This is a genomic window from Belnapia moabensis DSM 16746 (assembly GCF_000745835.1).
GTDB lineage: Bacteria > Pseudomonadota > Alphaproteobacteria > Acetobacterales > Acetobacteraceae > Belnapia > Belnapia moabensis.
Window position 1 is genome coordinate 23,607 of the sequence record NZ_JQKB01000001.1, and the last position, 23,134, is coordinate 46,740.

General features: G+C 68.7%; 20 protein-coding genes. 10 read left to right on the top strand and 10 right to left on the bottom strand.

What is annotated here, in order from left to right; all coding sequences use genetic code 11:
* The first annotated feature begins 49 nt into the window (after window positions 1-49).
* From EP26_RS00105 to guaB, 4 genes are all read left to right on the top strand, one after another.
* A complete protein-coding gene (locus EP26_RS00105; RefSeq protein ID WP_052388610.1) occupies window positions 50-1,171 on the top strand; it encodes a Ppx/GppA phosphatase family protein in 1,122 nt (373 codons plus the stop codon).
* A complete protein-coding gene (locus EP26_RS00110) occupies window positions 1,126-1,836 on the top strand; it encodes an RlmE family RNA methyltransferase (RefSeq protein ID WP_408735084.1) in 711 nt (236 codons plus the stop codon). Before EP26_RS00105 ends, EP26_RS00110 begins: the two co-directional genes overlap by 46 nt.
* 52 nt (window positions 1,837-1,888) lie before the next feature.
* Window positions 1,889-2,710, top strand: coding sequence for a serine O-acetyltransferase (gene cysE, locus EP26_RS00115; protein ID WP_043334346.1), 822 nt, complete (start codon window positions 1,889-1,891; stop codon window positions 2,708-2,710).
* A gap of 140 nt (window positions 2,711-2,850) precedes the next feature.
* Window positions 2,851-4,371 carry an IMP dehydrogenase gene (gene guaB, locus EP26_RS00120; RefSeq protein WP_043334348.1) on the top strand — a complete coding sequence of 507 codons (1,521 nt, stop codon included), beginning with the start codon at window positions 2,851-2,853 and terminating at the stop codon, window positions 4,369-4,371.
* A 34-nt stretch (window positions 4,372-4,405) separates the two neighbouring features.
* Here guaB and EP26_RS00125 read toward each other — a convergent pair whose 3' ends face one another.
* Window positions 4,406-5,191 (bottom strand): SDR family NAD(P)-dependent oxidoreductase, encoded by a 786-nt coding sequence (locus tag EP26_RS00125; protein WP_043334351.1) that lies wholly within the window; start codon window positions 5,189-5,191, stop codon window positions 4,406-4,408.
* Window positions 5,192-5,271: 80 nt separating this feature from the next.
* On the opposite strand from EP26_RS00125, the gene EP26_RS00130 reads away from it, so the two are divergent.
* The 4 genes from EP26_RS00130 (at window position 5,272) to EP26_RS36655 (ending at window position 9,316) form a co-directional block, all read left to right on the top strand.
* Complete coding sequence (locus EP26_RS00130; RefSeq protein WP_043334353.1) at window positions 5,272-6,600, top strand: RsmB/NOP family class I SAM-dependent RNA methyltransferase; 1,329 nt, start codon at window positions 5,272-5,274, stop codon at window positions 6,598-6,600.
* Window positions 6,601-6,650: 50 nt separating this feature from the next.
* On the top strand, window positions 6,651-7,232 hold the full coding sequence (locus EP26_RS00135; RefSeq protein WP_043334355.1) for a GNAT family N-acetyltransferase: 582 nt from the start codon (window positions 6,651-6,653) through the stop codon (window positions 7,230-7,232).
* Window positions 7,233-7,273: 41 nt separating this feature from the next.
* Entirely contained in the window at window positions 7,274-8,848 is a 1,575-nt protein-coding gene (gene guaA, locus EP26_RS00140; protein ID WP_043334356.1) for a glutamine-hydrolyzing GMP synthase, read from the top strand.
* 267 nt (window positions 8,849-9,115) lie between these two features.
* Window positions 9,116-9,316 (top strand): hypothetical protein, encoded by a 201-nt coding sequence (locus EP26_RS36655; RefSeq protein ID WP_157033352.1) that lies wholly within the window; start codon window positions 9,116-9,118, stop codon window positions 9,314-9,316.
* A 39-nt stretch (window positions 9,317-9,355) separates the two neighbouring features.
* On the opposite strand, the gene EP26_RS00150 is transcribed toward EP26_RS36655, so the two are convergent.
* The 3 genes from EP26_RS00150 to EP26_RS00160 form a co-directional block, all read right to left on the bottom strand.
* Window positions 9,356-9,766, bottom strand: a complete 411-nt coding sequence (locus tag EP26_RS00150; RefSeq protein WP_052388646.1) for a nuclear transport factor 2 family protein — start codon at window positions 9,764-9,766, stop codon at window positions 9,356-9,358.
* Between the two features lie 115 nt (window positions 9,767-9,881).
* On the bottom strand, window positions 9,882-12,065 hold the full coding sequence (locus EP26_RS00155; protein ID WP_043334362.1) for a N,N-dimethylformamidase beta subunit family domain-containing protein: 2,184 nt from the start codon (window positions 12,063-12,065) through the stop codon (window positions 9,882-9,884).
* Window positions 12,062-13,654, bottom strand: coding sequence for an ABC transporter substrate-binding protein (locus EP26_RS00160; RefSeq protein ID WP_043334363.1), 1,593 nt, complete (start codon window positions 13,652-13,654; stop codon window positions 12,062-12,064). The genes EP26_RS00155 and EP26_RS00160 overlap by 4 nt, the downstream gene beginning before the upstream one ends.
* A 129-nt stretch (window positions 13,655-13,783) precedes the next feature.
* Between EP26_RS00160 and EP26_RS00165 the strand changes: the two genes are divergently transcribed.
* On the top strand, window positions 13,784-14,527 hold the full coding sequence (locus EP26_RS00165) for a TetR/AcrR family transcriptional regulator (protein WP_043334668.1): 744 nt from the start codon (window positions 13,784-13,786) through the stop codon (window positions 14,525-14,527).
* Between the two features lie 3 nt (window positions 14,528-14,530).
* On the opposite strand, the gene EP26_RS00170 is transcribed toward EP26_RS00165, so the two are convergent.
* Genes EP26_RS00170 through EP26_RS00180 form a run of 3 tightly spaced genes read right to left on the bottom strand, consistent with a single transcriptional unit; the run spans window position 14,531 to window position 18,550 of the window.
* Window positions 14,531-15,298, bottom strand: a complete 768-nt coding sequence (locus EP26_RS00170; RefSeq protein ID WP_043334364.1) for a DeoR/GlpR family DNA-binding transcription regulator — start codon at window positions 15,296-15,298, stop codon at window positions 14,531-14,533.
* Window positions 15,299-15,306: 8 nt separating this feature from the next.
* Window positions 15,307-17,568, bottom strand: coding sequence for a 4-hydroxythreonine-4-phosphate dehydrogenase PdxA (gene pdxA / locus EP26_RS37210; protein ID WP_084112214.1), 2,262 nt, complete (start codon window positions 17,566-17,568; stop codon window positions 15,307-15,309).
* 7 nt (window positions 17,569-17,575) lie between these two features.
* Window positions 17,576-18,550, bottom strand: coding sequence for a 2-keto-3-deoxygluconate permease (locus EP26_RS00180; protein ID WP_043334365.1), 975 nt, complete (start codon window positions 18,548-18,550; stop codon window positions 17,576-17,578).
* Window positions 18,551-18,791: 241 nt separating this feature from the next.
* Between EP26_RS00180 and EP26_RS00185 the strand changes: the two genes are divergently transcribed.
* Window positions 18,792-20,414, top strand: a complete 1,623-nt coding sequence (locus tag EP26_RS00185; protein ID WP_157033353.1) for an ABC transporter substrate-binding protein — start codon at window positions 18,792-18,794, stop codon at window positions 20,412-20,414.
* Window positions 20,415-20,438: 24 nt separating this feature from the next.
* Here EP26_RS00185 and EP26_RS00190 read toward each other — a convergent pair whose 3' ends face one another.
* From EP26_RS00190 to EP26_RS00200, 3 genes are all read right to left on the bottom strand, one after another.
* On the bottom strand, window positions 20,439-21,443 hold the full coding sequence (locus EP26_RS00190; protein ID WP_043334368.1) for a hypothetical protein: 1,005 nt from the start codon (window positions 21,441-21,443) through the stop codon (window positions 20,439-20,441).
* A complete protein-coding gene (locus EP26_RS00195; RefSeq protein ID WP_052388613.1) occupies window positions 21,443-22,144 on the bottom strand; it encodes an FkbM family methyltransferase in 702 nt (233 codons plus the stop codon). Before EP26_RS00195 ends, EP26_RS00190 begins: the two co-directional genes overlap by 1 nt.
* A 229-nt stretch (window positions 22,145-22,373) precedes the next feature.
* Window positions 22,374-23,132 carry an SDR family NAD(P)-dependent oxidoreductase gene (locus EP26_RS00200; RefSeq protein WP_043334371.1) on the bottom strand — a complete coding sequence of 253 codons (759 nt, stop codon included), beginning with the start codon at window positions 23,130-23,132 and terminating at the stop codon, window positions 22,374-22,376.
* Between the last annotated feature and the right edge of the window lie 2 nt (window positions 23,133-23,134).

Below are 23,134 nucleotides of genomic sequence, written 5' to 3' on the forward strand. Positions count from 1 at the left end.
GGGAAGGTGCGGAGCAGCTTTCCCCGGGGAACCCCCTTGGCCCAAGACGATGCCGGATGACGTACAACCCCTTCGGCTGACAGAGCCCTCGCCACCCAACCCGGCTTTGCCGGAGCGGCCGGCCCCGCTTCATGCCCGGTTCGCCGTGCCGCCCGCTCCGGCCTATGCCGCCCTCGATCTTGGTACCAATAACTGCCGATTGTTGATCGGCTCGCCCACCACGAGCGGTTTCCGCGTGGTGGACAGCTTCAGCCGCATCGTCCGGCTAGGGGAGGGGCTCGCCAGCACCGGCGACCTTGCCGAGCCGGCCATGGATCGTGCCGTCGCCGCGCTGGCCGCCTGTGCCGAGAAACTCTCCCGCCGCCCGATCCGCCAGTTCCAGGCCGTCGCCACTGAAGCCTGCCGCCGTGCCGGCAACGGCGCCGCCTTCCTCGCCCGGGTCGAAGCGGAAACCGGACTGCGCCCGCGTATCATCTCGGCGCGGGAGGAGGCGGAACTGGCGATGGAATCCTGCGCCCCGCTGCTGGAGGAGACGGATCGTCGCGCCCTGCTCTTCGATATCGGCGGCGGCAGCACCGAGATCGCCTGGATTCGCGTACCGCCTCGCGGCGGTCGCCCATCCGGCGCGCCGACGGCGGAGCTGATCGGTTATATTTCGCTTCCTCTCGGGGTCGTGACATTGGCTGAGCGTGCCGGCGCCTCCTGCTTCACCGAGGAGGGTTTTCACTCGGTAGTTGAGGAGGTTGCGACCCATCTCCTGGCCTTCGACCGCGTCCATTGTATCGGCCAGGAAATCAGGGCCGGCGGCGTGCGGCTGATCGGTACCAGCGGCACCGTCACCACCCTGGCCGGCGTGGCGCTGGCCTTGCCGCGCTACCGCCGCCCGCTAGTTGATGGCCGCACCCTCGACATGGGCATGGCCGATCAGGCACTTGGCGACCTCTTCGCCCTCGGCCGGGCGGGGCTTGCGGCGCATCCCTGCGTCGGACCGGACCGGGTGGATTTCGTCCTGCCGGGCTGCGCGGTCTATGCTGCCATCCGCCATGTCTGGCCGTTGCCGGCGCTGACTGTCGCTGATCGTGGCCTTCGGGAGGGGATGTTGCTGAGGATGATGCGGGCGGATCGTTGGCCAGGGGCGCGGGCGGCAGGCAACAGGCGGACCGTCACCTGAAAGGCCCGGCATCCGGCGGGCGGGGGCTCACTACCCGGCTGAAGACCGCCAAGAAGCGCACCATCGGCAGCCAGCGCTGGCTGGAGAGGCAGCTGAACGACCCCTATGTGCGGGCCGCGCAGCAGCAGGGCTTGCGCTCCCGAGCCGCCTTCAAGCTGATCGAGCTGGATGAGCGGTTCCACCTGCTGAAGCCCGGGATGCGCGTGGTCGATCTCGGCGCCGCGCCGGGCGGCTGGACTCAGGTGGTGGCGCAGAAGGGCAGCGCTCGCATCGTCGCCCTCGACCTGCTGCCGATGGATCCGTTGCCTGGCGTCACTATGCTCCAGGGCGATTTTCAGGATGAGGCGGTGGAACAGGCCGTGCTCGCCGCCCTCGATGGCCCCGCCGACCTTGTTCTGTCCGACATGGCACCCAACACCACTGGACATGGCGCGACCGACCACCTGCGCATCATCGCGCTCGCGGAGCTCGCCCTCGATTTCACGCTGAAGGTGCTGGCCCCAGGCGGCAGCTTCGTCGCCAAGGTCTTCCAGGGTGGCACGGAGAAGGCGCTGCTCGACCTGCTCAAGCGCCATTTCGCCAGCGTGAAGCACGGCAAGCCGCCGGCAAGCCGCAAGGACAGCGCGGAGCTTTACGTCGTGGCGACGGGCTTCCGGCCCGGCTGACCCTTCCCTCGGCCCGCCCGCGCACCGATATGCCGGGTGGAGGATATCGCCCATGCCGCCTAGCTTGCCTGCCGCCGAGGCGGCGCTCGATCCCTGGCCCTTCCTAATGGAGGAGGCGGAGCGGACGGCCGCCGCGGAGCCGCTGCTCGGCGCCCTGCTCCATGCCATGCTGCTCAGTCGAAGCAGCTTCGCCGAGGCACTGGGGGCGGTGCTGGCGGAGCGCCTGGCCGATCCCTTCCTCGGCGCCGACCGGCTCGCTGCCCTGGTCGCCGAGGCTCTGGCAGCCGAGCCGGGCATCGCCGAGGCCGCCCGGGCCGACCTCCGCGCCATTGGCGCGCGGGATCCGGCGGCCGCTTCCGGCTTGCTTGGACCCTTCCTGCACTACAAGGGCTTCCACGCGCTCGAGGCACATCGGATCGCCCATTGGCTCTGGACTAGGGGGAGGGTGGCGCTGGCCGGCTTCTTCCAGGCTCGCATCGCCCGGGTGCTCGCCATCGACATCCACCCGGCGGCCCGCTTCGGTCATGGCGTTTTCATCGACCATGGCACCGGCGTCGTCGTCGGCGAGACAGCGGTTGTCGGCAACGACGTCTCCATCCTTCAGGGCGTGACCCTCGGCGGCACGGGCAAGGAAACGGGCGACCGCCACCCCAAGGTGCGAGACGGCGTGCTGCTCGGCGCCGGGGCGAAGGTACTCGGCAATGTCGTCATCGGGCGTGGTGCCAAGGTCGGTGCCGGCAGCGTGGTGCTGCGGGATGTGCCGCCCTGCGCCACCGTCGCCGGCGTTCCCGCCCGGATCGTAGGCTGGTGCGGGGAAGCGGTGCCGGCGCTCGCCATGAACCATGCGCTGCCGGCGGGCGAGGACGCCCCCTGAGACGCAGGGCGGATATCACCGCATTGCAACGCTCGGACCGGCACCGACGCTGGACGCGGCTGCCGCCCTGGGGGTAAAGGGGGCCGCCAAGGTAGCGGATCGCCCGCCCCCGCGACGAATCTCGCGCGAAAGGTCCCCCTATGGCCCCCGAGTCTTCCCCTGATGCCGGCTCCACCCGCAGCCAGCCGCGTTCGCCGATCACCATCGCCGAGGCCTATGCCTTCGACGACGTGCTGCTGGTGCCGGCCTATTCCACCGTCCTGCCGCACCAGACCGACACGCGCACCCGGTTGACGCGGGAGATCGCGCTTAACATCCCCCTCGTCGCCGCGGCGATGGACACCGTGACCGAGGCGCCGATGGCCATCGCCATGGCCCAGGCCGGCGGCATCGGCGTCATCCACAAGAACATGACGGCCGAGGAACAGGCGGCCCAGGTTCGCCGGGTGAAGAAATTCGAGAGCGGCATGGTGGTGAACCCTGTCACCATCCATCCGGACCAGACCCTGGCCGATGTCCGCGCGTTGCAGGAACAGTACCGCATTAGCGGCATCCCGGTGGTGGAGCGCGGCTCGGGTCGCCTGGTCGGCATCATCACCAACCGCGACGTCCGCTTCGCCACCGACCCGGGCACCCGGGTTTACGAGCTGATGACGCGGGACAATCTGGTGATCGCCAATGGCGACATCTCGCCCGAGCAGGCCCGTGCCCTGCTGCACCGCCACCGCATCGAGAAGCTGCTGGTGGTGGACGAGGGCGGGCGTTGCGTCGGCCTCATCACCGTCAAGGACATGGACAAGGCCCAGGCTAACCCGAATGCAGTGAAGGACGCGCTCGGCCGACTCCGTACGGCGGCTGCGACGGGCGTCGGCGAAGACGGCTTCCGCCGCGTCGAGGCATTGATCGCCGCCGAGGTCGATGTCGTCGTCGTCGACACCGCCCACGGCCATTCCGGCGGCGTCCTGGCTGCGATCGAGCGTATCAAGCGCCTGTCCAACACCGTCCAGGTGGTCGCCGGCAACGTCGCCACGCCGGAGGGCGTCGAGGCGCTCATCCAGGCTGGCGCCGATGCGGTGAAGATCGGCATCGGGCCAGGCTCCATCTGCACCACCCGCGTCGTGGCCGGCGTCGGCGTGCCGCAGCTTACCGCGGTGATGGAATGCGCCGCGGCGGCGAAGGAGCGGGGCATACCGGCCATCGCCGATGGCGGCATCCGCACCTCGGGCGACATCGCCAAGGCCGTCGCCGCCGGCGCCGATTGCGTGATGATGGGCGGCCTTTTCGCCGGCACCGACGAGGCGCCGGGCGAGGTCTTCCTCTATCAGGGCCGCTCCTACAAATCCTATCGCGGCATGGGCTCGATCGGGGCGATGGCGCGGGGCTCGGCCGACCGCTACTTCCAGCAGGACGTGCAGGACAGCCTGAAGCTCGTCCCCGAAGGGGTCGAGGGGCGCGTCGGCTACAAGGGACCGGTCGGCACAGTGATCCACCAGCTGGTCGGCGGCCTCAAGGCCGCCATGGGCTATACCGGCAACGCCACCGTCGCCGAGATGCAGTCCAACGCCCGCTTCCGCCGCATCACCGGGGCGGGGCTGCGCGAAAGCCACGTCCATGACGTGGCGATCACGCGGGAGGCGCCGAACTACCGACTGGAAGGGTAGGGGCGGGGGCTCCGCCCCCAAACCTCGCCAATGGTCAGGGCTGCATGTGGCTGCCGCCCGAGACCGTCATGTTCTCGCCGCTGATGTAGACGGCGCCGTTGGACAGCAGGAAGCAGATCAGCGGCGCCACCTCTGCCGGCTGTGCCACCCGGCCGAGCGGGATGCGCGAGAGTGTCTGCTCGCGGAAGCGGTCGCTGCGGATCACTTCCGTCATCGGCGTCTCCACCGTGCCGAAGCCGACCGAGTTGCAGCGCACCCCGTAGCGCGCCCATTCCCGTGCCGCCGTCATCGTCATGCCGAACAGGCCCGCCTTGGCGGCGGAGTAGTTGACCTGCCCGATGCTGCCCCGCTTCCCGGCGGTAGAGGAGATGTTGACGATGGCGCCCGTGGTGCCGCTCGGCTCCGGCATCGCTTCCCGTGCGCGGTTGCACATGTGCCGGCCAACCGCCTGGAGCATGAGGTAGCAACCGGTCAGGTTCACGTCGATCACCGCCTGCCACTGCTGGAAGGTCATCTTCTCGATCATCGCCGGGCGGGTGATGCCGGCATTGTTCACCAACCCATGCACCGCGCCGAACCGCGCCACCGACTGGGCGACACAGTCCTCGCCGAAGCCTTCCTCGGCGACATTGCCGTGAACGGCTAGGATGCGGTCGGCAGGCAGCGCCGCCGCCGTCGCCGCCAGCGTCTCGGCATTCCGCTCGACCAGCACCACATTGCCGCCAAGATCGAGCACCAGCTCGCTGATCGCCCGGCCGATGCCCTGGCCGGCCCCGGTGACGATGATCGTCCGCCCGGTGAGCTCCATCGGGTTGCGCATATGTGTTTCCTCCCATTCACGTCCGGGCAGTCTGCGCGGCGTGGCGGCTGGAGGCCAGAGGGGCTAGGGTCCTGCGCCTCATGACCCCTGCCGCACGCCTCGCCGCCGCCATCGATCTGCTCGATGCGCTGGAGGCCCAACCCCGCCGCCCGGCCGATGCCACGGCCAATGATTTCTTCCGCGCCCGACGCTATATCGGCGGCGGCGACCGCCGCGCGATCAACGAACTGGCCTGGGGCGTCGTCCGCCAGCGTCTGCGCCTCGACTGGTGGCTGGCGCGCATCCGCTGCCGACCGACCGCCCGCATGCTGGTCGCGGCGGCGCTGCTGCTGGATGGGGGCCTCGACCTGCCGCAGGTCCTCGCCTCCTTCCCGGGCGGGCAATACGCCGCCGAGCCGCTCGCCACCCTGGAGGAGCGCCTGCTGCGTCAGCTCGAATCGAGCCGTGGCGGAATCGAAGGCCTGGTCCATCCCGAGATGCCGGAGGCCATCCGCCTCGACCTGCCCGATTGGGTGCTGCCCGGCTTCCGCGCCCGCTTCGGCGAGCGGCTGGCGGAGGAAGCGGCGGCGATGGAAGGGGAGGCTCCCCTCGACCTCCGCGCCAACCTGCTGAAGACGACGCGGGAGGAAGCCGCCGCCGCCCTCGCTGCCGAGGGCATCGAGACCCGGCCGACCCCTTTCTCGCCCTGGGGCCTCCGCCTGCCGCAGCGGCGCCCCGTCACCCAGACCCGTGCCTTTACCGAGGGCCTGGTCGAGGTGCAGGACGAGGGCAGCCAGCTCATCGCTCTGCTCACTGACGCAAGGCCTGGGATGCGCGTCGTCGATCTCTGCGCCGGCGCCGCGGGCAAGACCCTGGCGCTGGCCGGAGCCATGCGGAATCGCGGCCGCATCACCGCCTGCGACGTCTCGGCCCCGCGGCTAGAAGGAGCGGTGAAGCGCCTGCGCCGCGCCGGCGCCGACAATGTGGAGCGGCACCTGCTCGCGCCTGGAGACCGCTGGGCCAAGCGCCGCGCCGGCCAATTCGACCGTGTCCTGGTCGATGCGCCTTGTACCGGGACCGGCACATGGCGCCGCAATCCGGATGCACGCTTGCGTACAAACCAAAATGATCTCGCAGAGTTGTGTACAAAGCAGGCCGAAATTCTCGCCGGGGCCGCAGATCTGGTGCGGCCCGGCGGGCGTCTGGTCTACGCTACATGTTCGCTGCTGCCCGAAGAGGATGAGGCACAGATAGAAGCCTTCCTCGGCCGCCACCCTGATTTCGCCCTTCTCCCCCTGGCCGAGGCCTGGGCCGATTCGGGCGGTACCGGGGCGCCGCCGGCCGAGGGCCTCTATCTCGTCACCTCGCCCGCCCGGCACGGCACCGACGGCTTCTTTGCCGCGGTCCTGCAACGCCAGCCCGAGGGGTAGCCGACAGGGGGTCGGCTTCGGGCCTTTCCGGGGGGAGGAAAGCGCGCCCCATGATTTGTATCCGCCGCGCCCGGCCTTCCGATGCCGCTGCCATCGGTACCGTCCACGTTGCCACCTGGCGCACGGTCTACCCGGGCGTGCTGCCGGATGGCTACCTCGCCAGCATGTCCACGCTTCGCCATGCCGCCGGTTACGAGGCCGCAATCGGCGACCGGCGCCATGGTCACGCCATTTTCGTCGCCGTCGCCATGGGAGCGGATGCTCCGGCGGGGCAGGAGGGGGCGGAGGGCGGCACCGTCATCGGCTTCGTCTCCGGCGGCCGCTCACGCCGGCCGCAACTCGGCGATGGCGAGATCGAGACGCTCTACCTGCTGGACGACTACCGCGACCGCGGCGTCGGCCGCCGGCTGGTGCGCGCCATGGCGGCGCATCTGGCCGCCATCGGCTGCCGCTCCGCCATGCTTTGGGTGCTGAAGGACAATCCGACGCGCTGGTTTTACGGGCGTCTCGGCGGCCGGCTGATCGCGCGCGAGGCGATCCGCTTCGCGGGGCAGGGGCTGGAACAGCTCGCTTTCGCCTGGGACCCGATCGAGGCACTGCTGTTGGCGACGGCCCCCGCGCCGGAGGTGTAGCGCGGACTTGCCCTTGCCGGTGCATTATGCTGTGAGGCGCCATGAACGAGCCCCTCGCCGCCGCGGCCCGGCACGACCGCATCCTCATCCTCGATTTCGGCAGCCAGGTGACGCAGCTCATCGCGCGCCGCCTGCGAGAGGCCGGGGTCTATTGCGAGATCTGGCCTTTCACCGCCGAGGAAGCGCGCATCCGTGAATTCGCCCCGCGCGGCATCATTCTCTCCGGCGGCCCGGCCAGCGTGACCGAGGGCGAGAGCCCGCGCGCTCCCCAGGCCGTGTTCGAGATGGGCTTGCCGGTGATGGGCATCTGCTACGGCCAGCAGGCGATGGCACATCAGCTCGGCGGCATGGTGGAGAGCGGTCATCACCGCGAATTCGGCCGAGCCTTCATCGAGGTGACGGCGGAATGCGCCATCACTCAAGGGCTCTGGGCCAAGGGCTCGCGCGAGCAGGTCTGGATGAGCCACGGCGACCGCATCACCCGCTTGCCGGAGGGCTTCCGCGTCGTCGCCGCGAGCGAGGGTGCCCCCTTCGCCCTGATCGCCAATGACCAGCGCCATTTCTATGGCACCATGTTCCATCCGGAGGTCGTGCACACTCCGCATGGCGCCGCGCTGCTGAAGAACTTCACCAACCTTGTCTGCGGTTGCCATGGCGACTGGACCATGGGCGCCTTCCGCGCCGAGGCCATCGCCCGCATCCGTGCCCAGGTGGGCGAGGGGAGGGTGATCTGCGGCCTCTCCGGCGGCGTCGATTCCAGCGTCGCCGCGGTGCTGCTGCACGAGGCGGTCGGCGACCAGCTCACCTGCATCTATGTCGACCACGGGCTGATGCGCGCCGGTGAGTCGGAGCAGGTGGTGAGTACCTTCCGCGACCGCTTCAACATCAAGCTGGTCCACCGCGACGCTTCCGACCTCTTCCTTGCCCAGCTCGCCGGCGTCACCGACCCGGAGCAGAAGCGGAAGATTATCGGCCGCCTCTTCATCGAGGTCTTCGAGGAGGAGCAGCACAAGATAGGCGGCGCCGACTTCCTGGCACAGGGCACGCTCTACCCGGACGTGATCGAGAGCGTCTCGGCGACCGGCGGCCCCTCCGTCACAATCAAAAGCCACCACAATGTCGGTGGCCTGCCCGCCCATATGCGGATGAAGCTGGTCGAGCCGCTACGCGAGCTGTTCAAGGATGAGGTGCGGGCGCTCGGCCGCGAACTCGGCATGCCGGAGGCAATCATTGGCCGCCACCCCTTCCCGGGGCCGGGCCTCGCCATCCGCATCCCCGGCGAGGTGACGCGGGAGCGCGCGGACATCCTCCGCCAGGCCGACACCATCTTCCTTGAGGAGATCCGCCTCGCCGGCCTCTACGACGCCATCTGGCAAGCCTTCACCGTGCTGCTGCCGGTGAAAAGTGTCGGCGTGATGGGCGATGGCCGTACCTATGAGAGCGTCTGCGCATTGCGTGCAGTCACCAGCACGGATGGGATGACGGCGGATGTCTATCCCTTCGACATGGGCTTTCTTACCCGCGTCGCCAGCCGCATCGTCAACGAGGTGCGCGGCATCAACCGAGTGACCTACGACATCACCTCGAAGCCGCCGGGGACGATTGAGTGGGAATGAGGCTCGCGTAGAGCCTGCGGTCTGGCCGCCGGCGGCGAGGCGGCGCGAACGGAAGCGAACTGAGATTGGGCGCATATGGGAAAGGCGGGGCAGCGCCAATTTCCAACCAGCCTCGGAGATGCCGCCTGAGACTAAAAGAATTGCGCTTCGCCGCCAAACTTGAGCGGAATCAGGCTGTTGCGGCGCCGTCCCGGGGGGTATTGGACGGTCATGAGCACGAGCCTGATCTATCCCAACGGGTTCATTGAGCCACGCCCGAGGCTGGAAGTGAAAGTCCAACGCCTGGCTCGCCCGCCGGCACCCTGGCTCTGGTCGATCCATGTCGAGGGTCAGCCGAAGCACCTGTATATCGCCAAGAATCGCTACAGCAGCGCTCAGGAGGCCTGGGAAGCCGGCCGCAAGGCGCTCATCGTCCTGGAGCGAGGCCGCAGGCCGCCACGGCCGACCGCCGCCCAGCATTCGAAATAGTCAGGCGGCTGCCACGCTGGGCGGCAGCCGCCTCTTCCGTCAAAGGCGGAAGGCCTGCCTCGCCAGCAAGCGCCAATGTCCATCCTGCCGCTGCCAGACCTGCAGGACGCCGATATGCACTGGGGACACTTTGCCCTGGCTTTCGGTTTCGCCATCCATGACATGCCGGACGATGGCTTCGTTGCCCGACAGCTTGATGGTCTGACCGCTGAGCTTGATGCTGCGGAAGGCAGCTGTCTTCGCCAGGAGATCGGCGATGAACTCTTCCTTGGTCTCGATCCGGCCGGCCGAATGCCCGTAGCTCAGCGCGTTGGCGCAAAGCGGCTCAAGCTTCGCGCGATCCGGCTCGAGCATGGCCTGGACCAGCGCCTCGACTGCTCGTGCAACGGCCTGCTCGTCAGCGGATTGCGCGGTGGCTGGCAGGTTTGCGAGCAGCGCCAGCGAGGCCATGCCGCCTGCGATGGCTCGACGTCGTTCGAGATGCATTGCGTCCTCCCTTTCTCGGCCAGTTGTCCTGGCAGGAGGAAGGTTAGGAGGACTTTGGTGCCGGGTCCATGCGGGGGGTTCAGGGTCTGCCGGCCAGGAAGCCTCGCACGACATTCCCGAGCAGGCGCGAGACCGGCCCGGCGAAGGCGGTGCCGTTCCACAAACTGCCGCAGAAGGTGATAGAGCCGACGGAGAAGACCGCGCCGCCGCCCGGCACGGTGAAGTAGACAATCTCGCCGCGTTGCAGGTCCCGTGGCCGCTCACCGGTGACGGTGTTCACGTGGGACAACAATTCCTCCGGTACGGTGACGAAGGAGGCCGGTGGCGGGCCGGATCGAGCCAGGATCGCGGCATTGGGCGGCGTGCCGAGGCGGATATCGGCGCGGTCCAGTTCGAAGCCGGCCGCCCCGCCACCGGACAGGCCCGAATCGCCGAATACCTCGGGCACGCCATCCATGATCCAGCCATGCTCCGGTGCCTGCGCCGCCGGAAGGCACCGGAAATGGGTGCCCTCGAACAGGCCCTGTGCCGAGAAGCCGACGCCGACGAGCTGCTGCGGCGGGCGGCGATTCCGCCGCCACAGGCCGCCGAGCTGGCCATCGAGCTGATGGTAATACTCGCTCGGCTCTGCATCCCAGGCGCGGATGCCGCCCTCGGCGCGGCGCACCTCGATGAGATGCGGACGGGCAGGGTCGCGTGCGATGCGCCAGTAGAAGCCGTTACCACCAAGATAGACCAGCTTGCCGCCATTGTCGCGATAGGTGGTCAGCGCATCGAGCATTCGGCCGGTATGGTATTCGGGATGCGTACCGGTCAGCAGCACGCGGTAGGGAGCGATCAGCGCCGCGCCCTCGTCGTCGAGATCTTCGTCGGTGACGACGTCGAAGGCGATGCCCTGCGCCTCGAGCCAAGCCAGCAGGTGAGTATCGGCCGGGTAGTGCCGCAGGCCGGAGCCGCGCGCATCGTTGAAGGTAAGGAAGCCGGGCCGCATCGTCAGCACCGGCCGCAGGCGGGAGGATAGCGCGACGCCGCTGCCATCCGGATGGCGGTTGTAGGTCGAGTATCCGTAGGCGCCGTATTGGTCCGGATTGTGCGGATAAGCACCCCAGGCCGCAACGCGCGCCCAATAGGCCTCGTCGGCATTGCCACGCGCGTGGTTGGCATAGGCCTGGTATGTAAAGGTGGAGGCGAGGAACACCACCTGGGCCGTCGCCTGGCCGAGCGGCGGGAGCACATAGAAGGGCAGCCAGTCCTCGCCGGTCTCGGTGACGATGTGAAAGGCGTAGCAGCCGCTCGCCATCCCCTGCGGCACGTCGAACTGGAAGGACGGCGCCCAGCGGCAATCCTCGAGATCGTCGGCATGGAAATGGATGGCGGCGTAGTCGCCGGGCGCGTGGCGCCAGCAGCTTTCCGCGCCGCTCCAATGCGCGCCCACCACCGCCTGCGTCGGCGCGTTGACCAGGACGCCATGGAGGCCGTCCGGGCCGGCATCCTCCACCCGGTCGGTGCCGATAGCGCGGGAAAAGTCCCACCGCGCCCGGATGGCCGCCGCGGCCTCCGCCGGAATCGCCAGCGGCTCCGCCCAATCGGTAAGGAAGGCTGCTGTGGCCATCGGCGCTTCGAGCTTGCCGGTGAAATGGTCGCGCGGCGCATCGAGGCCGCGTGCCGCGATGACGACCCCCGTCACGTCCGGAGCCGGGCCGCCCGGCAGGGCCGCCTCGGCCGTCACGGCGCCCTCCGCACCGCGTTGGCCAAGGAGGATGCGCCCCGTGGCGGGGTCATGCGAGAGCCAGAGGCGATGCCAGGCGCGCGGCGCCAGCCCCACCTCCGTGGCGAGAGGGCAGCTTGTGCCGCCGAGCGTTACCTCGGCCTCGGCACCCGCCGTGCCGGCGCGGAGCACGAGGGAGAAGCCGGGGCCTTCGGCCGAGAGCACCGTCGCGGCCGTCTGCTCGTCGCGCATCCAGACCAGCACCGACCAGCAGCGCGGCTCCTCCGCTCCGAAGCGCGGACCGTGCGGGATCAGCGCATGGGAGCCGATCGGCACCGGCTGATGCGTCCCGTCGAATTGCATCTCCGGCAGGCCGGGCACCGGCCGCAGGTCGAGGCCCGGCCCGTCCGGGTTGGGGTCGCCGCTCACCACGCGGAGGATGCGCACGCGGCAGGGGGCCGGTTGGCGCAGGCTGACATGCGCGGTGAAGCGCTCGCCCGGGCGGCGCGAGGGGCGGTCGAGGTAGCCCGCGACGGGCGGAGTGGCCTGCGTCATGCGCGCCTCAGATTCCAGGGCACTGGGCGTGGCCCTTCGAGCAGGCCGGTCAACGAGCGGCGATAGGCGGTGCGGATGAAGAACTGCCCGAGCGGCACGCTGGGGACGTCGCGGAAGGCGAGATCCTGCATCCGCATGCCGATGGCGAGTCGCCCCGCCTCGTCCGGAGCGCTGAGCCATTCGGCGTTCAGCGCCTCCATCTCGGCGCTCTCGTACCAGCCGTTCCAGCCGCCGGTGCCCTGGCCGCGAATCAGCGCGTTCTGCGTGGGCGTGACGATGCCCATGCCGCTCCACCAGACCGGATAGATGTTCCAGCCACCCTGGGCGGGCGGGTTGCGGTTGAGGGTGCGGCTCAACACCGTGCCCCAGTCGGTGGTGACGAACTCCACGTTGAAGCCGATGCGCGTCAGTAAATCCTGACCGATCAGGCCGAGGGGCGCGATGGAGGTGAAATCCGCCGGGTTCAGCATCACCACCCGCTCGCCGGCATAGCCGCTCTCGCGCAGCAAGGCCCGGGCGCGGTCGAGGCCGGGCGAGGCCATCGGGTCCTGCGCCGGCGGGCGGCCATAGGGCGTCGTGCAGGGGAAGAAGGAGTGGCAGACATTGAAGGCGCTCGGGTCGCTGTTCGTCACCGCCGCCATGAAATCCGGCTGGTTGACGGCGGCGAGCACGGCGCGGCGCACCGCCGGCTTGTCGAAGGGCGGTTGCAGATGGTTGAAGCGCAGGACGCCCATATAGCCGGCCGGGTCGCCATTCGCGATGGCGATGTCGCGCGACCGGCGCAGCACAGGGATGAGGTCGGCGGCGACCTGCTCCCACCAATCCACCTCACCGGCCTGCAGCGCGGCGGCGGCGGTCGCGGCGTCGGGCATCATGTGCCACTCGACGCGCTCGAAATGCGCCACCTTGCCGCCGGCGGTCCATTCCGGTGCCTCGGTGCGCGGCCGGTAGCGGTCGAAGCGCGCATAGGCGGCGCGGCTGCCGGCGACGAACTCGTCGGCCAGGAAGCGGTAGGGGCCGGAGCCAATCATCTCCGGCACCGGCCGCACCGGGTCGGTGGCGGCGAGGCGTTCCGGCATGATAAAGGCCGGGGCGGTGCCGGCCTTGGCGATGGCGTCCAGCAGCAGGGGAAAGGGCTTGGCGAGGCGGATGACCAGGGTGCGGTCGTCGGGCGTCTCGTAGTCGCGCACCACCGCGGCCAGGGTGCGGCCGAAAGTGTCGCGGCCGCCCCAGCGCCTGAGGCTGGCGGCGCAGTCGCGCGAGCGCACCGGCTCGCCATCATGAAAGATCAGGCCCTCGCGCAGCCGGATCGTCCAGGCGAGGCCGTCCTCGGAGATGCTGTGGCCTTCCGCCATCTGCGGCTGTGGGCGCATCCTGGCATCGATGCCGTAGAGCGTGTCGAAGACGTAGAAGCCGTGGTTGACCGCGACGCCGGCCAGCGAGGCGATGGGGTCGAGATTGGTCAGCGCAGCTTGCGGCACGAAGCGCAGCACCCGCGGATCGCCGCCACGCTGGGCCTGCGACAGGCTCGGCACCGCGAGCGCCGCGGCGGCCCCAAGTGCGGCACGGCGGGTCAATCGGGCTGTCATGGCCTGGTCTCCGCGAAGGATGCGCCATGCTGGCCGGTTCTTGAGCGGTGGACAAGAGCCCTTCGCAGCCTATGTCATGCAGTGCCGATGCGGCAGGTTCGGCACGGCATGCGGCGCCGGCGGGGGCAGATGGCAGTACCGAGGGTCAAGCGGCAGAAGCCGGAACGGGCCGCGCCCCGCGCGGTGGGGCTGACGCGCGAGGCCGTCATCGCCGCCGCGCTGGAGGAAATCGATGCGACCGGCCTGCCGGGGTTCAGCATCCGTGGCTTGGCGCGGCGGCTTGGCGTGAACCCGACCGTGGTCGTCTGGCATCTGGGCAACCGCAACATGGTGCTGGCCGAGGTGGTGAATGCCGTGCAGGGCGACCTGGTACCCGCCCGCCCGCCGCACCAGGGCTGGCAGGACCGGCTGCGGCAGATCTTCGCGCGCTCGCGGGAGGCGGTGCGGCGCCATCCCAATGTCGCGCCGTTGATCGGAGCGGAGATCGTCTCCAATGTCCGCTCCGATTTCCGCTTGGCTGAGGCGCTGCTGGAGGCGCTGGCCGAGGCGGGTTTCACCGGCGCCGCGCTTTGCCGCGCCTACAACGCGACCCATGCCGCTCTGGTCGGCTTCACCACCCAGGAGCTGGCCCAGATGCCGGGCGAGGACCTGCCGGGCTGGCAGGCGGGGATGCGGGAGCATCTCACCCGCGCCGATCCCCGGACCCACCCCATCCTCGCCCGCGAGCTGCCGCACCTCGCCAACCGCGCCTTCATCTTGCGCTGGCAGAATGGCGTCGAGGCGCCGATGGACGAGTCCTTCGCCCTCTATGTGGATTGCTTCATCGCCGGCCTCGCGGCGCATGCGCTAGGCACCGGAATCCCGGCGAATTAAGCGCTACATGGCAGGCGATGGGCGGGCCGCCACCAGCGCGGCGCCTTCCGCGACGAAGGCCGCGGCCGCCGCCTCTGGTGCTTCCGTCACCAGCGTCCAGCGGGCCGGCAGCGGCGCCCAACAAGGCTGGCTGGCGCGGCCGAGCTTCGAGGCATCCGCCAGGACCGTCACCGATGCCGCGCGCTGCATCATCAGTGATTTCAGCGAGACCTGTTCCAGCGTCGCCTCGCAGAGGCCGAGGCCGGGTGCCAGCCCATCCGCGCTGGTCAGCAGCCGGTCGGCGGTCAGGCAGCGCAGCGCCGCCTCGGCCAGCGGCCCGGCGGTGCTCATGCTGATCGGCCGAACCGCGCCGCCCAGCACCACCAGTTCGATCCCCGGCGCATCCGCCAGCACTGGGATGAGCGCCAGGTTGTTGGTGATGACGCGATGCCGCCGCCCGCGCAATAGCCGGCCGAAGGCTTCGACAGTGGAGCCGCCGTCGAGGATCAGCGTCTCGCCCTCCTCCACCAGCGCGAGCGCCGCAGCGGCGATCGCTGCCTTGGCGGTGCGTTGGATCCCTTCCCGCGCGAGGAGACTCTGCTCCTCGGCGGCCGGGGCGAGGATGGCGCCGCCATAGGTCCGGGCGATGGCACGGCGGGCCGAGAGATGCTGCAGATCGCGCCGGATGGTAGAGGGCGAGACGCCGAAGCGCGCCGCCAGCCCGTCCACATCCGTCTCCCCCGCGGCGAGCGCGGCGAGGATGGCGTCCCGCCGCGCACCGTTGCGCCGCATGGGCCGGCTCAGGCGGGCAGGCGGCGCGGTGCGAGGTCCACCGCCTGGCGCAACGCCTCGATCAGGCTGCCTTCGTCGGCGATGCCCTTGCCGGCGATGTCGAAGGCGGTGCCGTGGTCGACTGAGGTGCGGATCACGGGCAGGCCGACGGTGATGTTCACCCCGGCTTCCAGCCCCATCACCTTCACCGGGCCATGGCCCTGGTCATGATACATGGCGACGACGAGGTCGAAATCGCCGCGGGCGGCGCGGAAGAACAGCGTGTCGGCCGGCAGCGGGCCATCGACCTTCCAGCCCTTCGCGCGGCAGGCCTCGACGGCGGGGATGATCTTGTGCTCCTCCTCGCCATGGCCGAAGAGGCCGTTCTCGCCAGCATGCGGGTTGATGCCGCAGACACCGATGCGCGGGTCGGCGATGCCAGACTTCACCAGCGTCGCATGGCCGCGGGCGATGACCCGCCCCACCAGTCCCGGCTCGATCCGGTTGATCGCGTCGATCAGGCCGATATGCGTGGTGACGTGGATCACGCGCAGCTTCGGCGCGACCAGCATCATCGAGACCTCCGGCGTGCCGGTCAGATGCGCCAGCAGCTCGGTATGGCCGGGATATTTGTGGCCGGCGGCGTGCAGCGCCTCCTTCGACAGCGGCGCGGTGCATATGGCATCCGCCTCGCCGGCTTGCACCAACTGCGTCGCGCGCTCGATGTAGCGATAGGCGCCCTCGCCGGAGAGGGGGGAGAGCTTGCCGAAGGGATGGCCAGGCGGGATCAGGCCGATATCGATGCAGTCGACCGTGCCTCGGTGGTATCGCGCGCCGGACGGCTCCTGTAGTGCCGCGACCTCAAGGCCGCCGCCGGTGATCGCGCCGGCCTCGCGCAGGCGCCCCGCATCGCCGACCACCAGCGGGCGGCAGATGGCGTAAACATCCTCGCGTGCCAGGGCCTTCATGATGATCTCGGGTCCGATGCCGGAGGCATCCCCCATGGTGATGGCGACGATCGGACGGCTGGCCGGAGCATTGGCCTGGGCTGCTGACATGGCGGGACCTCGTTCGAGAAGGCTGTGCAGCCGGTCGAGGCTGCGGACGATGGTGTCGGCCGTGCCGAAGGCGCCGGCCTTGGTCATGACGGGGATGGCATGAGCGCCCAGCGTGACGCCGAGCGGCACGCCCGGCTCCACCTCCTCCAGCAACCGGATGCCGGTGACGCCGAGGCGGGACAGCAGGGCACAGGCGGTCTCGCCGCCGGTGGCGAAGAGGCCAGCGACATGCGGCGCCGCCGGGGCGAGAAGGGCGGACAGGCGCTCGGCAAGCAACGCACCGCGGGAAAGGTCGGCCTCCGCCTCGGCACCGATATCCACCAGCACATCCTCGCCGGACGCGAGCACCGATGCGATCGCCGTGCCGGCACGGTTGGCCTCGACCTGGTCGAGCAGCAGGGCAGGCGGCAGGCTGAAGGATCGCACGGCGCCTGCCTCGACCAGGCGAGCTGCGGCGGCGCGAGAGACCTCGGCGATGCTGCCGACCACGATGAGGATGCCGCCCCGGTTGGCTGCGGGAAGGGCTGGCATGGGCGCCTCTGCCGGCTCTTCGGCGGCGAGCGCCGCGGCGATGCCGCCCGAGCCCGTCCAGAACAACCGGTCCGCGTAAGGCAGGCTGGCCCTGGCGATGGTGTCCAGATCCTCGGGCAGCACGGCATCGCAGACCAGGGCGTCGAGGCCTTGCGCCAGCGCCTGGGCAATTCCCCCGGCCGCATCGCCACGTACCGCGTCGAGCGGCAGAAGTCCTGTACGGAGCCCTGCCGCTGTCAGCTCCGCAACGAGGTCGGCGCTCGGGTAGCTGTGGTCGCGCGCCCAGAGTGGCGTCGCCTCCAAGGGCGCGCCTTGCAGGCGGATGCACCCGCTCTCGGTGGTGCGGCCGGTCGCCGGAAAGGCCGGCGCGACCAGCGCCATCGCGCCCTGGCCCCCGGCCTGCAGCGTCGCGATGGTGGCTCGCAATTCCGCCACCGGCTGGCCACGAAGGGTGCTGTCGATCTTCTTGATGAGCCGAAGGCCCGGCGCGAGCTTGGCCTCCAGCAGGGTCTGGTGGCGCGCCGCGGCCTTCGCCGGGCCGAGGCGCCGGCTGTCAGCATCGATGGCGAGCACGGCGGCGTCCGGATGCGCGGGCGCCTCGCCCCAGCCGACCACGGCGGCCTGGCCGCGGCGGGCGAAGGCGATGCCGCAATCCGCGGCGCCGGTGAGGTCATCGGCCAGGATTAGCCAGCGAAGCGCCATCGCCGCCCTACTCCGCTGGTGCGGGGGCAGGCCGGGCGCCGACGAGGCGCGCCGTCCAGGCGGTGGCGAGCGGCACCAGCACGGTCGTGACGATGACCGCGGCGGCGACGAGGATCGTCGCATGCGCGGCGGCCTCGCTATAGGCCGGGTTGGCCGCGGCGACAATCGCCGGTACCGCCGCGGCATTGCCGGCGGTCGAGGCCGCGGCGACGCCGGCCACGCCCGTCCCGCCCGTCGCGCGGTCGGCAAGGAAGAGCGGGATGCCGGTCAGCACCACTACCGCCAGGCCGAGGCCGAGGCCGAGCAGCCCGGCCTGCCAGACCTTCGCCAGGTCGAGCCCGCTACCGAGGGCGAAGGCGAAGAAGGGGATCATCACTGGCACGGCACGGGAGAGGAAGGTGCGCATCTCGCGGTCCAGATTGCCGAGCAGCATGCCGAAGAGCAGCGGCAGGATGGAGCCGACCAGCGTCGGCCAGGGAAAGGCCGAAAGCCCGGCGACGCCGAGCGTCACCATGGTGAGGAAGGGGCCGGATTCCAGCGACATGATGCTGTAGGCGCCGACATCGCGCGGCTCGCCATACTGGCCCATCAGCGCCATGTAGAGGCCGCCATTGGTGTCGTTCATCGCTGCCACCACGGCGAGTGTCGAGAGGCCGGCGAAGAGGCCGGAGCCGATCGGCGCCTCGCCCAGCCAATGGCCGAAGAGGATGCCGAGCAGGATGGCGACGGCGATCTTCACCCCGAACAGCGCGCCGCCCTTCTTCAGGATGTAGGGGGTGGCGCGCACGTCGATGCTCGCGCCCATGCAGACATAGAAGACGGCGAGGATGGTCAGCGCGCCGCTGAACAGGGCGCCGGTGAAGGAGCCGAAGAATTTCGGCGTGTCCGGAGCGAAGGTGGCCAACAGGGCGCCGAAAGCGAGGGGTACCACCATCATGCCACCGGGGACGCGTTCGATGGCTTGCTTGATCGGAATCTGCATCGGAACTCCGGATTTGCGCAAATTGCGCAATAATGGACTGCATCGTCGGGCTGTGCCGTTACCGGTGCCGCTATATGCGCGTAATGCGCAGGATGACCAGATCGAAACTCCGTGTTCTGCGCATTTTGCCGGCTGCTCCCCAGGACCGTGGATCGGTCCCCCCAGCGCCACCGGTTAGTCTGGTCGCGAATTTGCATGGTGGCCCGCATCCGATTCCCGGGAGCGAAGGATCACCATGGACATGAAACTCAGGCGCCGCGGGCTGCTTCGTGGCGCCGGTACGCTACTTGCTGCGGGCGCGTTGCCTTTTGATCTCGCCCAGGCGCAGGCCGCCAGCGGCACTCTCCGCGTCGGCATGACCGCCGCGGCGGTGCCGCTGACCAATGGCGTGCCGGACCAGGGCGCCGAGGGGCATCGCTTCATGGGCGTCACCCTCTACGACCAGCTGGTGCATTGGGACCTTTCCAAGGCCGATGCGCCGGCGGTGCTGGTCCCGGGCCTCGCCACCGAGTGGAAGGTCGACCCAGCCAACCCGAAGCGCTGGACCTTCACCCTGCGTCAGGGCGTGAAATTCCATGACGGCAAGCCGCTGACCGCCCAGGATGTGGTCTTCTCCTTCGATCGCGTGCTCAAGACGGATGCGCCACATTTCGACCAGCGCGCCGCCGCCTTCGGCCGGGTCCGCGTGCCGACCGTCGTCGCCTGGGAGGCGGTGGACGAGCGGACCATCGCCATCGAGACCCGGACCGTGGACAGCACGCTGCCCTATGGCGTGAGCTGGATCGGCATCGTCCATCAGGTCGCCTGGGAGGCCGCGGGCCGCAATTGGGATGCCTATATGGCGAAGGCCGTCGGCACCGGGCCGTGGAAGCTCGAGAGCTTCAACATCCGCGAGCGCGCCGTCCTCACCCGCAATGCGGATTACTGGGACGCGAAGCGGGTGCCGAAATGCGAGCGTCTGGTGCTGCTACCGCTGGCCGAGCCCAATACCCGCGTCGCCGCGCTGCGCTCCAACCAGGTGGACTGGATCGAGGCGCCGCCGGCGGATACGGTGCCGAGCTTGAAGCAGGCGGGCTTCACCATCGTCACCAACCAGTATCCGCACAACTGGACCTGGCAGCTGGCGACCGCCGAAGGCTCGCCCTGGCGCGACGTGCGGGTGCGGCGTGCGGCCAACCTCGCCATCGACCGGGCGGCAATGAAGGACATGCTCGGCGGGCTGATGGATGAGGGCGCCGGGCTGCTGCCGCTCGGCGACCCGTGGAACAGCGTCCCGAGGTTCAAATGGGCCTATGACCTGCCGGCGGCGAAGAAGCTGATGACGGAGGCCGGCTTCTCGCCACGCAACCCGCTGAAGACGAAGATCGGCATCTCCACCAGCGGCTCCGGCCAGATGCAGCCGATGGCGATGAACGAGGCCGTGCAGCAGATGCTGAAGGAGATCGGCATCGAGATCGAGTTCGAGGTCTTCGAGTGGAACACGCTTCTGACCATTTGGCGTGACGGCTGGAAGGCGCCTTCCAACCGCGGCATCACCGGGATCAACATCTCCTTCACCGCGATCGATCCCTTCACGGCAATGATCCGCTTCCTCCGCTCCGACCTGACGCCACCGGCGGGGAACAACTGGGGCGGCTTCGCCAACCCGGACTATGATGCACTCATCGGCCGGATTCTCGCCGAATTCGATCCGGCAGCGCAGACCAGGCTGGTCGCCGAGCTGCATGCGAAGATCGTGGACGACGCGCTCTTCCTCTTCGTCGCGCATGACCTGAACCCGCGGGCGATGAACCGGCGGGTGCAAGGCTTCGTGCAGGCGCGGTCCTGGTTCCAGGACCTGACGCCGGTGCGGGTCAGCGGGTAAGGGCGTTCGCCTCCGCGTCACGCGTCACCCCGGCGGCGCATCCGCCGGGGCGCTGCTGACAGCTTTGGCGAGGTCATCGGCAAACTGCCTGGCTGCTGCCTCGCCGCACTCCCTTGCAAGGTCCTCCATGACGGACGCCCCGTACCGCATCAGCAATTGGCCTTGCGAAAGCTTGTCTTGGCCGTCGTGGTAGAGGCGTTGCCGCAGCTTGCGGTCGAAAGGCTCGCCGCTGAGTACCGGGTGGTAGATCAAGCCGTCATGGGGCGTCTGCGCAAGCCGGCTGAGCGCAACGGCATCGAGAAAGCCGAATGACTCCCGGGTATAGAAACTCCGCCCGAACGCGTTTATGTCCATGCAGCGGTAGTTGGCATTCGACAGCTCCGTCGCGCAGAAGACCTCGTCATTCGGCCACTCCCTCGCCTCGCCGCCGGCAAGGCAGGCTTGATGGAGCGTCGTCAAAACCCGCCGCCGCATGAGCAAATACTCAATAGCACGCCGCGACAAGCGGGTGATCGGAAAGAGACAACTGAATACCCGGTCGGCATGGGGCCGCATGCTGGAGTACCAGCTCCAGCCTGAATTCGTCTCCCAAAGGCGACAAGCTAGGAAGTCGACATGTTGCTGCCCTGCGAAGAAGGCAAAGAATTCGCCGGGATCGGGCATGTGAATGCGTACATCCGGCTCAATTAGCCAGAAATACGTCTCCGAGAGGACAGATGCGGCGGCGTACAAAGCGTAGTCGCCGCACCGCCACATGGTATCCGGCCCGGTGAAAAGGCCCAGCTCCTGAAAGCGCTGGGGCGTCAGTGAGACCTTGCCCGTAGCCGGGCCAAGCTCGACGAACCGCGCCGTCTCGTCCGCAACCAGCCAGACTGCAAGGCCTGTCGAACGGTGCAGGGCTTCCACGAGGTGGTGCTGAGCTTGGTTCGTGGTATCGGTACGAAGCAAAATCACCGGCTTGTTCGGGTCGGAGGCTTCGGACAGCCCAGCTTGGGAGGGTCCCGGCAATGGCTGGTCGGCAGGGTTCACTATCCAACCCTTTCCGCTGGCACCACCATATAGTTCTCGTTGACGTCATAGCGCCGGAAGCTGCGCAAAACCCTGTAATGATGCGCTTCAGTCCAGGCAAGGAACTCCTCGATGTTGGAGTTCTCGATCTCGATGAACATTGATGGACGCCATGTTGCAATCGTGGCCTGAAGGCCGGCCAGAACCCTCATCTCCATGCCTTCGACATCGACCTTGAGGAAGTCAACTGCCCGCCGGGCCAGGATGTCGTCACCCCGAACCAGAACCAGGGCGCCATCGGTGATGCCGGTGTCGAGCCTGGTGCCGCCCAGGTTGTTGGTTGGCACCCAGGCATGGGCCCGGCTTGCCACATCGGACAGCCCGAGCCCGAGATGGGTAAGGTCGGCTAGGTGCTGAAGGCCATTGAGCCTGAGATTGACCTGAAGCATCGCCATCGCAGGCGGATTTGGCTCTATGGCGATGATCTGTCTGGGGTGCAGGTACCGTCCAACATAGACCGAGTGGTTGCCAATGTTGGAGCCAACATCAACAAAGACGCCGCCCGGCTTGAAGAATTCCGCAATGATCTGGAGTTCTTCTACTTCATAGAATTGTCCTTCGGCATGATGCCGTTGGATAACGTCGTTAGAGTCCTGAACGAAAAAGGAAATATCCTGTCCGGAGATGGTATTCCGCACAATGAAGCCGTCGAGGCGATCCATGCCCTTCCCCCTGAGACATGATCCGCTGCGGCCGCTCGAAAAGATGCGTCACGCAGGCTCCACCGAAGCTACACCCCAGGTAGCTGTACCGGTTTTGCCCGAATGGGTTAACACAGTCTGGGAAGAAGAGCATGTCCATGTGCCCACCGCGCGCATCCCGCGAGATGGGCATGAAGGCGATCCGCGGCGGCGAGGGTGCTGGCGGCGTTCTGGCAGGTGCGGCCCTGCTTCAGACCGTGCCGCCATCCACGACGAGATGTTGCGCCGTCACCATCCGGCTGTCATCGGCCGCCAGCCAGAGCACCATGCGGGCGATATCCGGCGGATAGAGCCGCTCCTTCAAGCATTGCCGGGCCATGTTCTCGGCCTCGCCCTCCGGCGTCGCCCATTTCTCCAGCTGGCGCTCGGTGAAGATCCAGCCGGGGACCACCTCGTTCACCCGAATTTTGCTGGGGCCGAGGTCGCGGGCGAGGCCGCGGGTCAGGCCGCGGATGGCGGCTTTGGCCGTGGTGTAGGCCGGCATGCCGCCTTGCGACTTCATCCAGGAGACGCTGCCAAGGTTGACGATGGAGCCGCCGCCGGCCTCGATCATCATCGGCGCCACAGCCTGGGCGCAGAAGAACTGATGGCGAAGATTGGTCTGCATCCGCTCGTCCCAGTAGTCCGGCTCGACGGTCTCCCACCCATGCCGATCGTCGCGGGCGGCGTTGTTCACCAGCACAGTAACCAAGCCGAGCTTCGCCTTGATCTCGCCGATGGCGGCCCGGAGGGCGGCGATGTCGCGCAGGTCGCAGGGGAGGAAGAGGGCGCCGGTCCGCTCGGCGACCTTCGGCCCATTCTCCCGATCGAAATCGAGGAAAGCGACGCGCGCGCCCTGGGCTGCGAAATGCTCGACCATGCTGGCGCCGATGCCGCTGGCGCCGCCGGTGATCAGCACCACCCGGCCCTTGAGGCTGGGATATTGGGCAAAGGCTTCGGTGCCGCTCATGC

Bases quoted from the DNA above. Each gene is read 5' to 3' on its own strand.
- EP26_RS00105 (WP_052388610.1), top strand. From the start codon at position 50: ATGCCGGATGACGTACAACCCCTTCGGCTGACAGAGCCCTCGCCACCC.
- cysE (WP_043334346.1), top strand. From the start codon at position 1,889: ATGCCGCCTAGCTTGCCTGCCGCCGAGGCGGCGCTCGATCCCTGGCCC.
- guaB (WP_043334348.1), top strand. From the start codon at position 2,851: ATGGCCCCCGAGTCTTCCCCTGATGCCGGCTCCACCCGCAGCCAGCCG.
- EP26_RS00125 (WP_043334351.1), bottom strand. From the start codon at position 5,191: ATGCGCAACCCGATGGAGCTCACCGGGCGGACGATCATCGTCACCGGG.
- EP26_RS00130 (WP_043334353.1), top strand. From the start codon at position 5,272: ATGACCCCTGCCGCACGCCTCGCCGCCGCCATCGATCTGCTCGATGCG.
- EP26_RS00135 (WP_043334355.1), top strand. From the start codon at position 6,651: ATGATTTGTATCCGCCGCGCCCGGCCTTCCGATGCCGCTGCCATCGGT.
- guaA (WP_043334356.1), top strand. From the start codon at position 7,274: ATGAACGAGCCCCTCGCCGCCGCGGCCCGGCACGACCGCATCCTCATC.
- EP26_RS00150 (WP_052388646.1), bottom strand. From the start codon at position 9,766: ATGGCCTCGCTGGCGCTGCTCGCAAACCTGCCAGCCACCGCGCAATCC.
- EP26_RS00155 (WP_043334362.1), bottom strand. From the start codon at position 12,065: ATGACGCAGGCCACTCCGCCCGTCGCGGGCTACCTCGACCGCCCCTCG.
- EP26_RS00160 (WP_043334363.1), bottom strand. From the start codon at position 13,654: ATGACAGCCCGATTGACCCGCCGTGCCGCACTTGGGGCCGCCGCGGCG.
- EP26_RS00165 (WP_043334668.1), top strand. From the start codon at position 13,784: ATGGCAGTACCGAGGGTCAAGCGGCAGAAGCCGGAACGGGCCGCGCCC.
- EP26_RS00170 (WP_043334364.1), bottom strand. From the start codon at position 15,298: ATGCGGCGCAACGGTGCGCGGCGGGACGCCATCCTCGCCGCGCTCGCC.
- pdxA (WP_084112214.1), bottom strand. From the start codon at position 17,568: ATGGCGCTTCGCTGGCTAATCCTGGCCGATGACCTCACCGGCGCCGCG.
- EP26_RS00180 (WP_043334365.1), bottom strand. From the start codon at position 18,550: ATGCAGATTCCGATCAAGCAAGCCATCGAACGCGTCCCCGGTGGCATG.
- EP26_RS00185 (WP_157033353.1), top strand. From the start codon at position 18,792: ATGAAACTCAGGCGCCGCGGGCTGCTTCGTGGCGCCGGTACGCTACTT.
- EP26_RS00195 (WP_052388613.1), bottom strand. From the start codon at position 22,144: ATGGATCGCCTCGACGGCTTCATTGTGCGGAATACCATCTCCGGACAG.
- EP26_RS00200 (WP_043334371.1), bottom strand. From the start codon at position 23,132: ATGAGCGGCACCGAAGCCTTTGCCCAATATCCCAGCCTCAAGGGCCGG.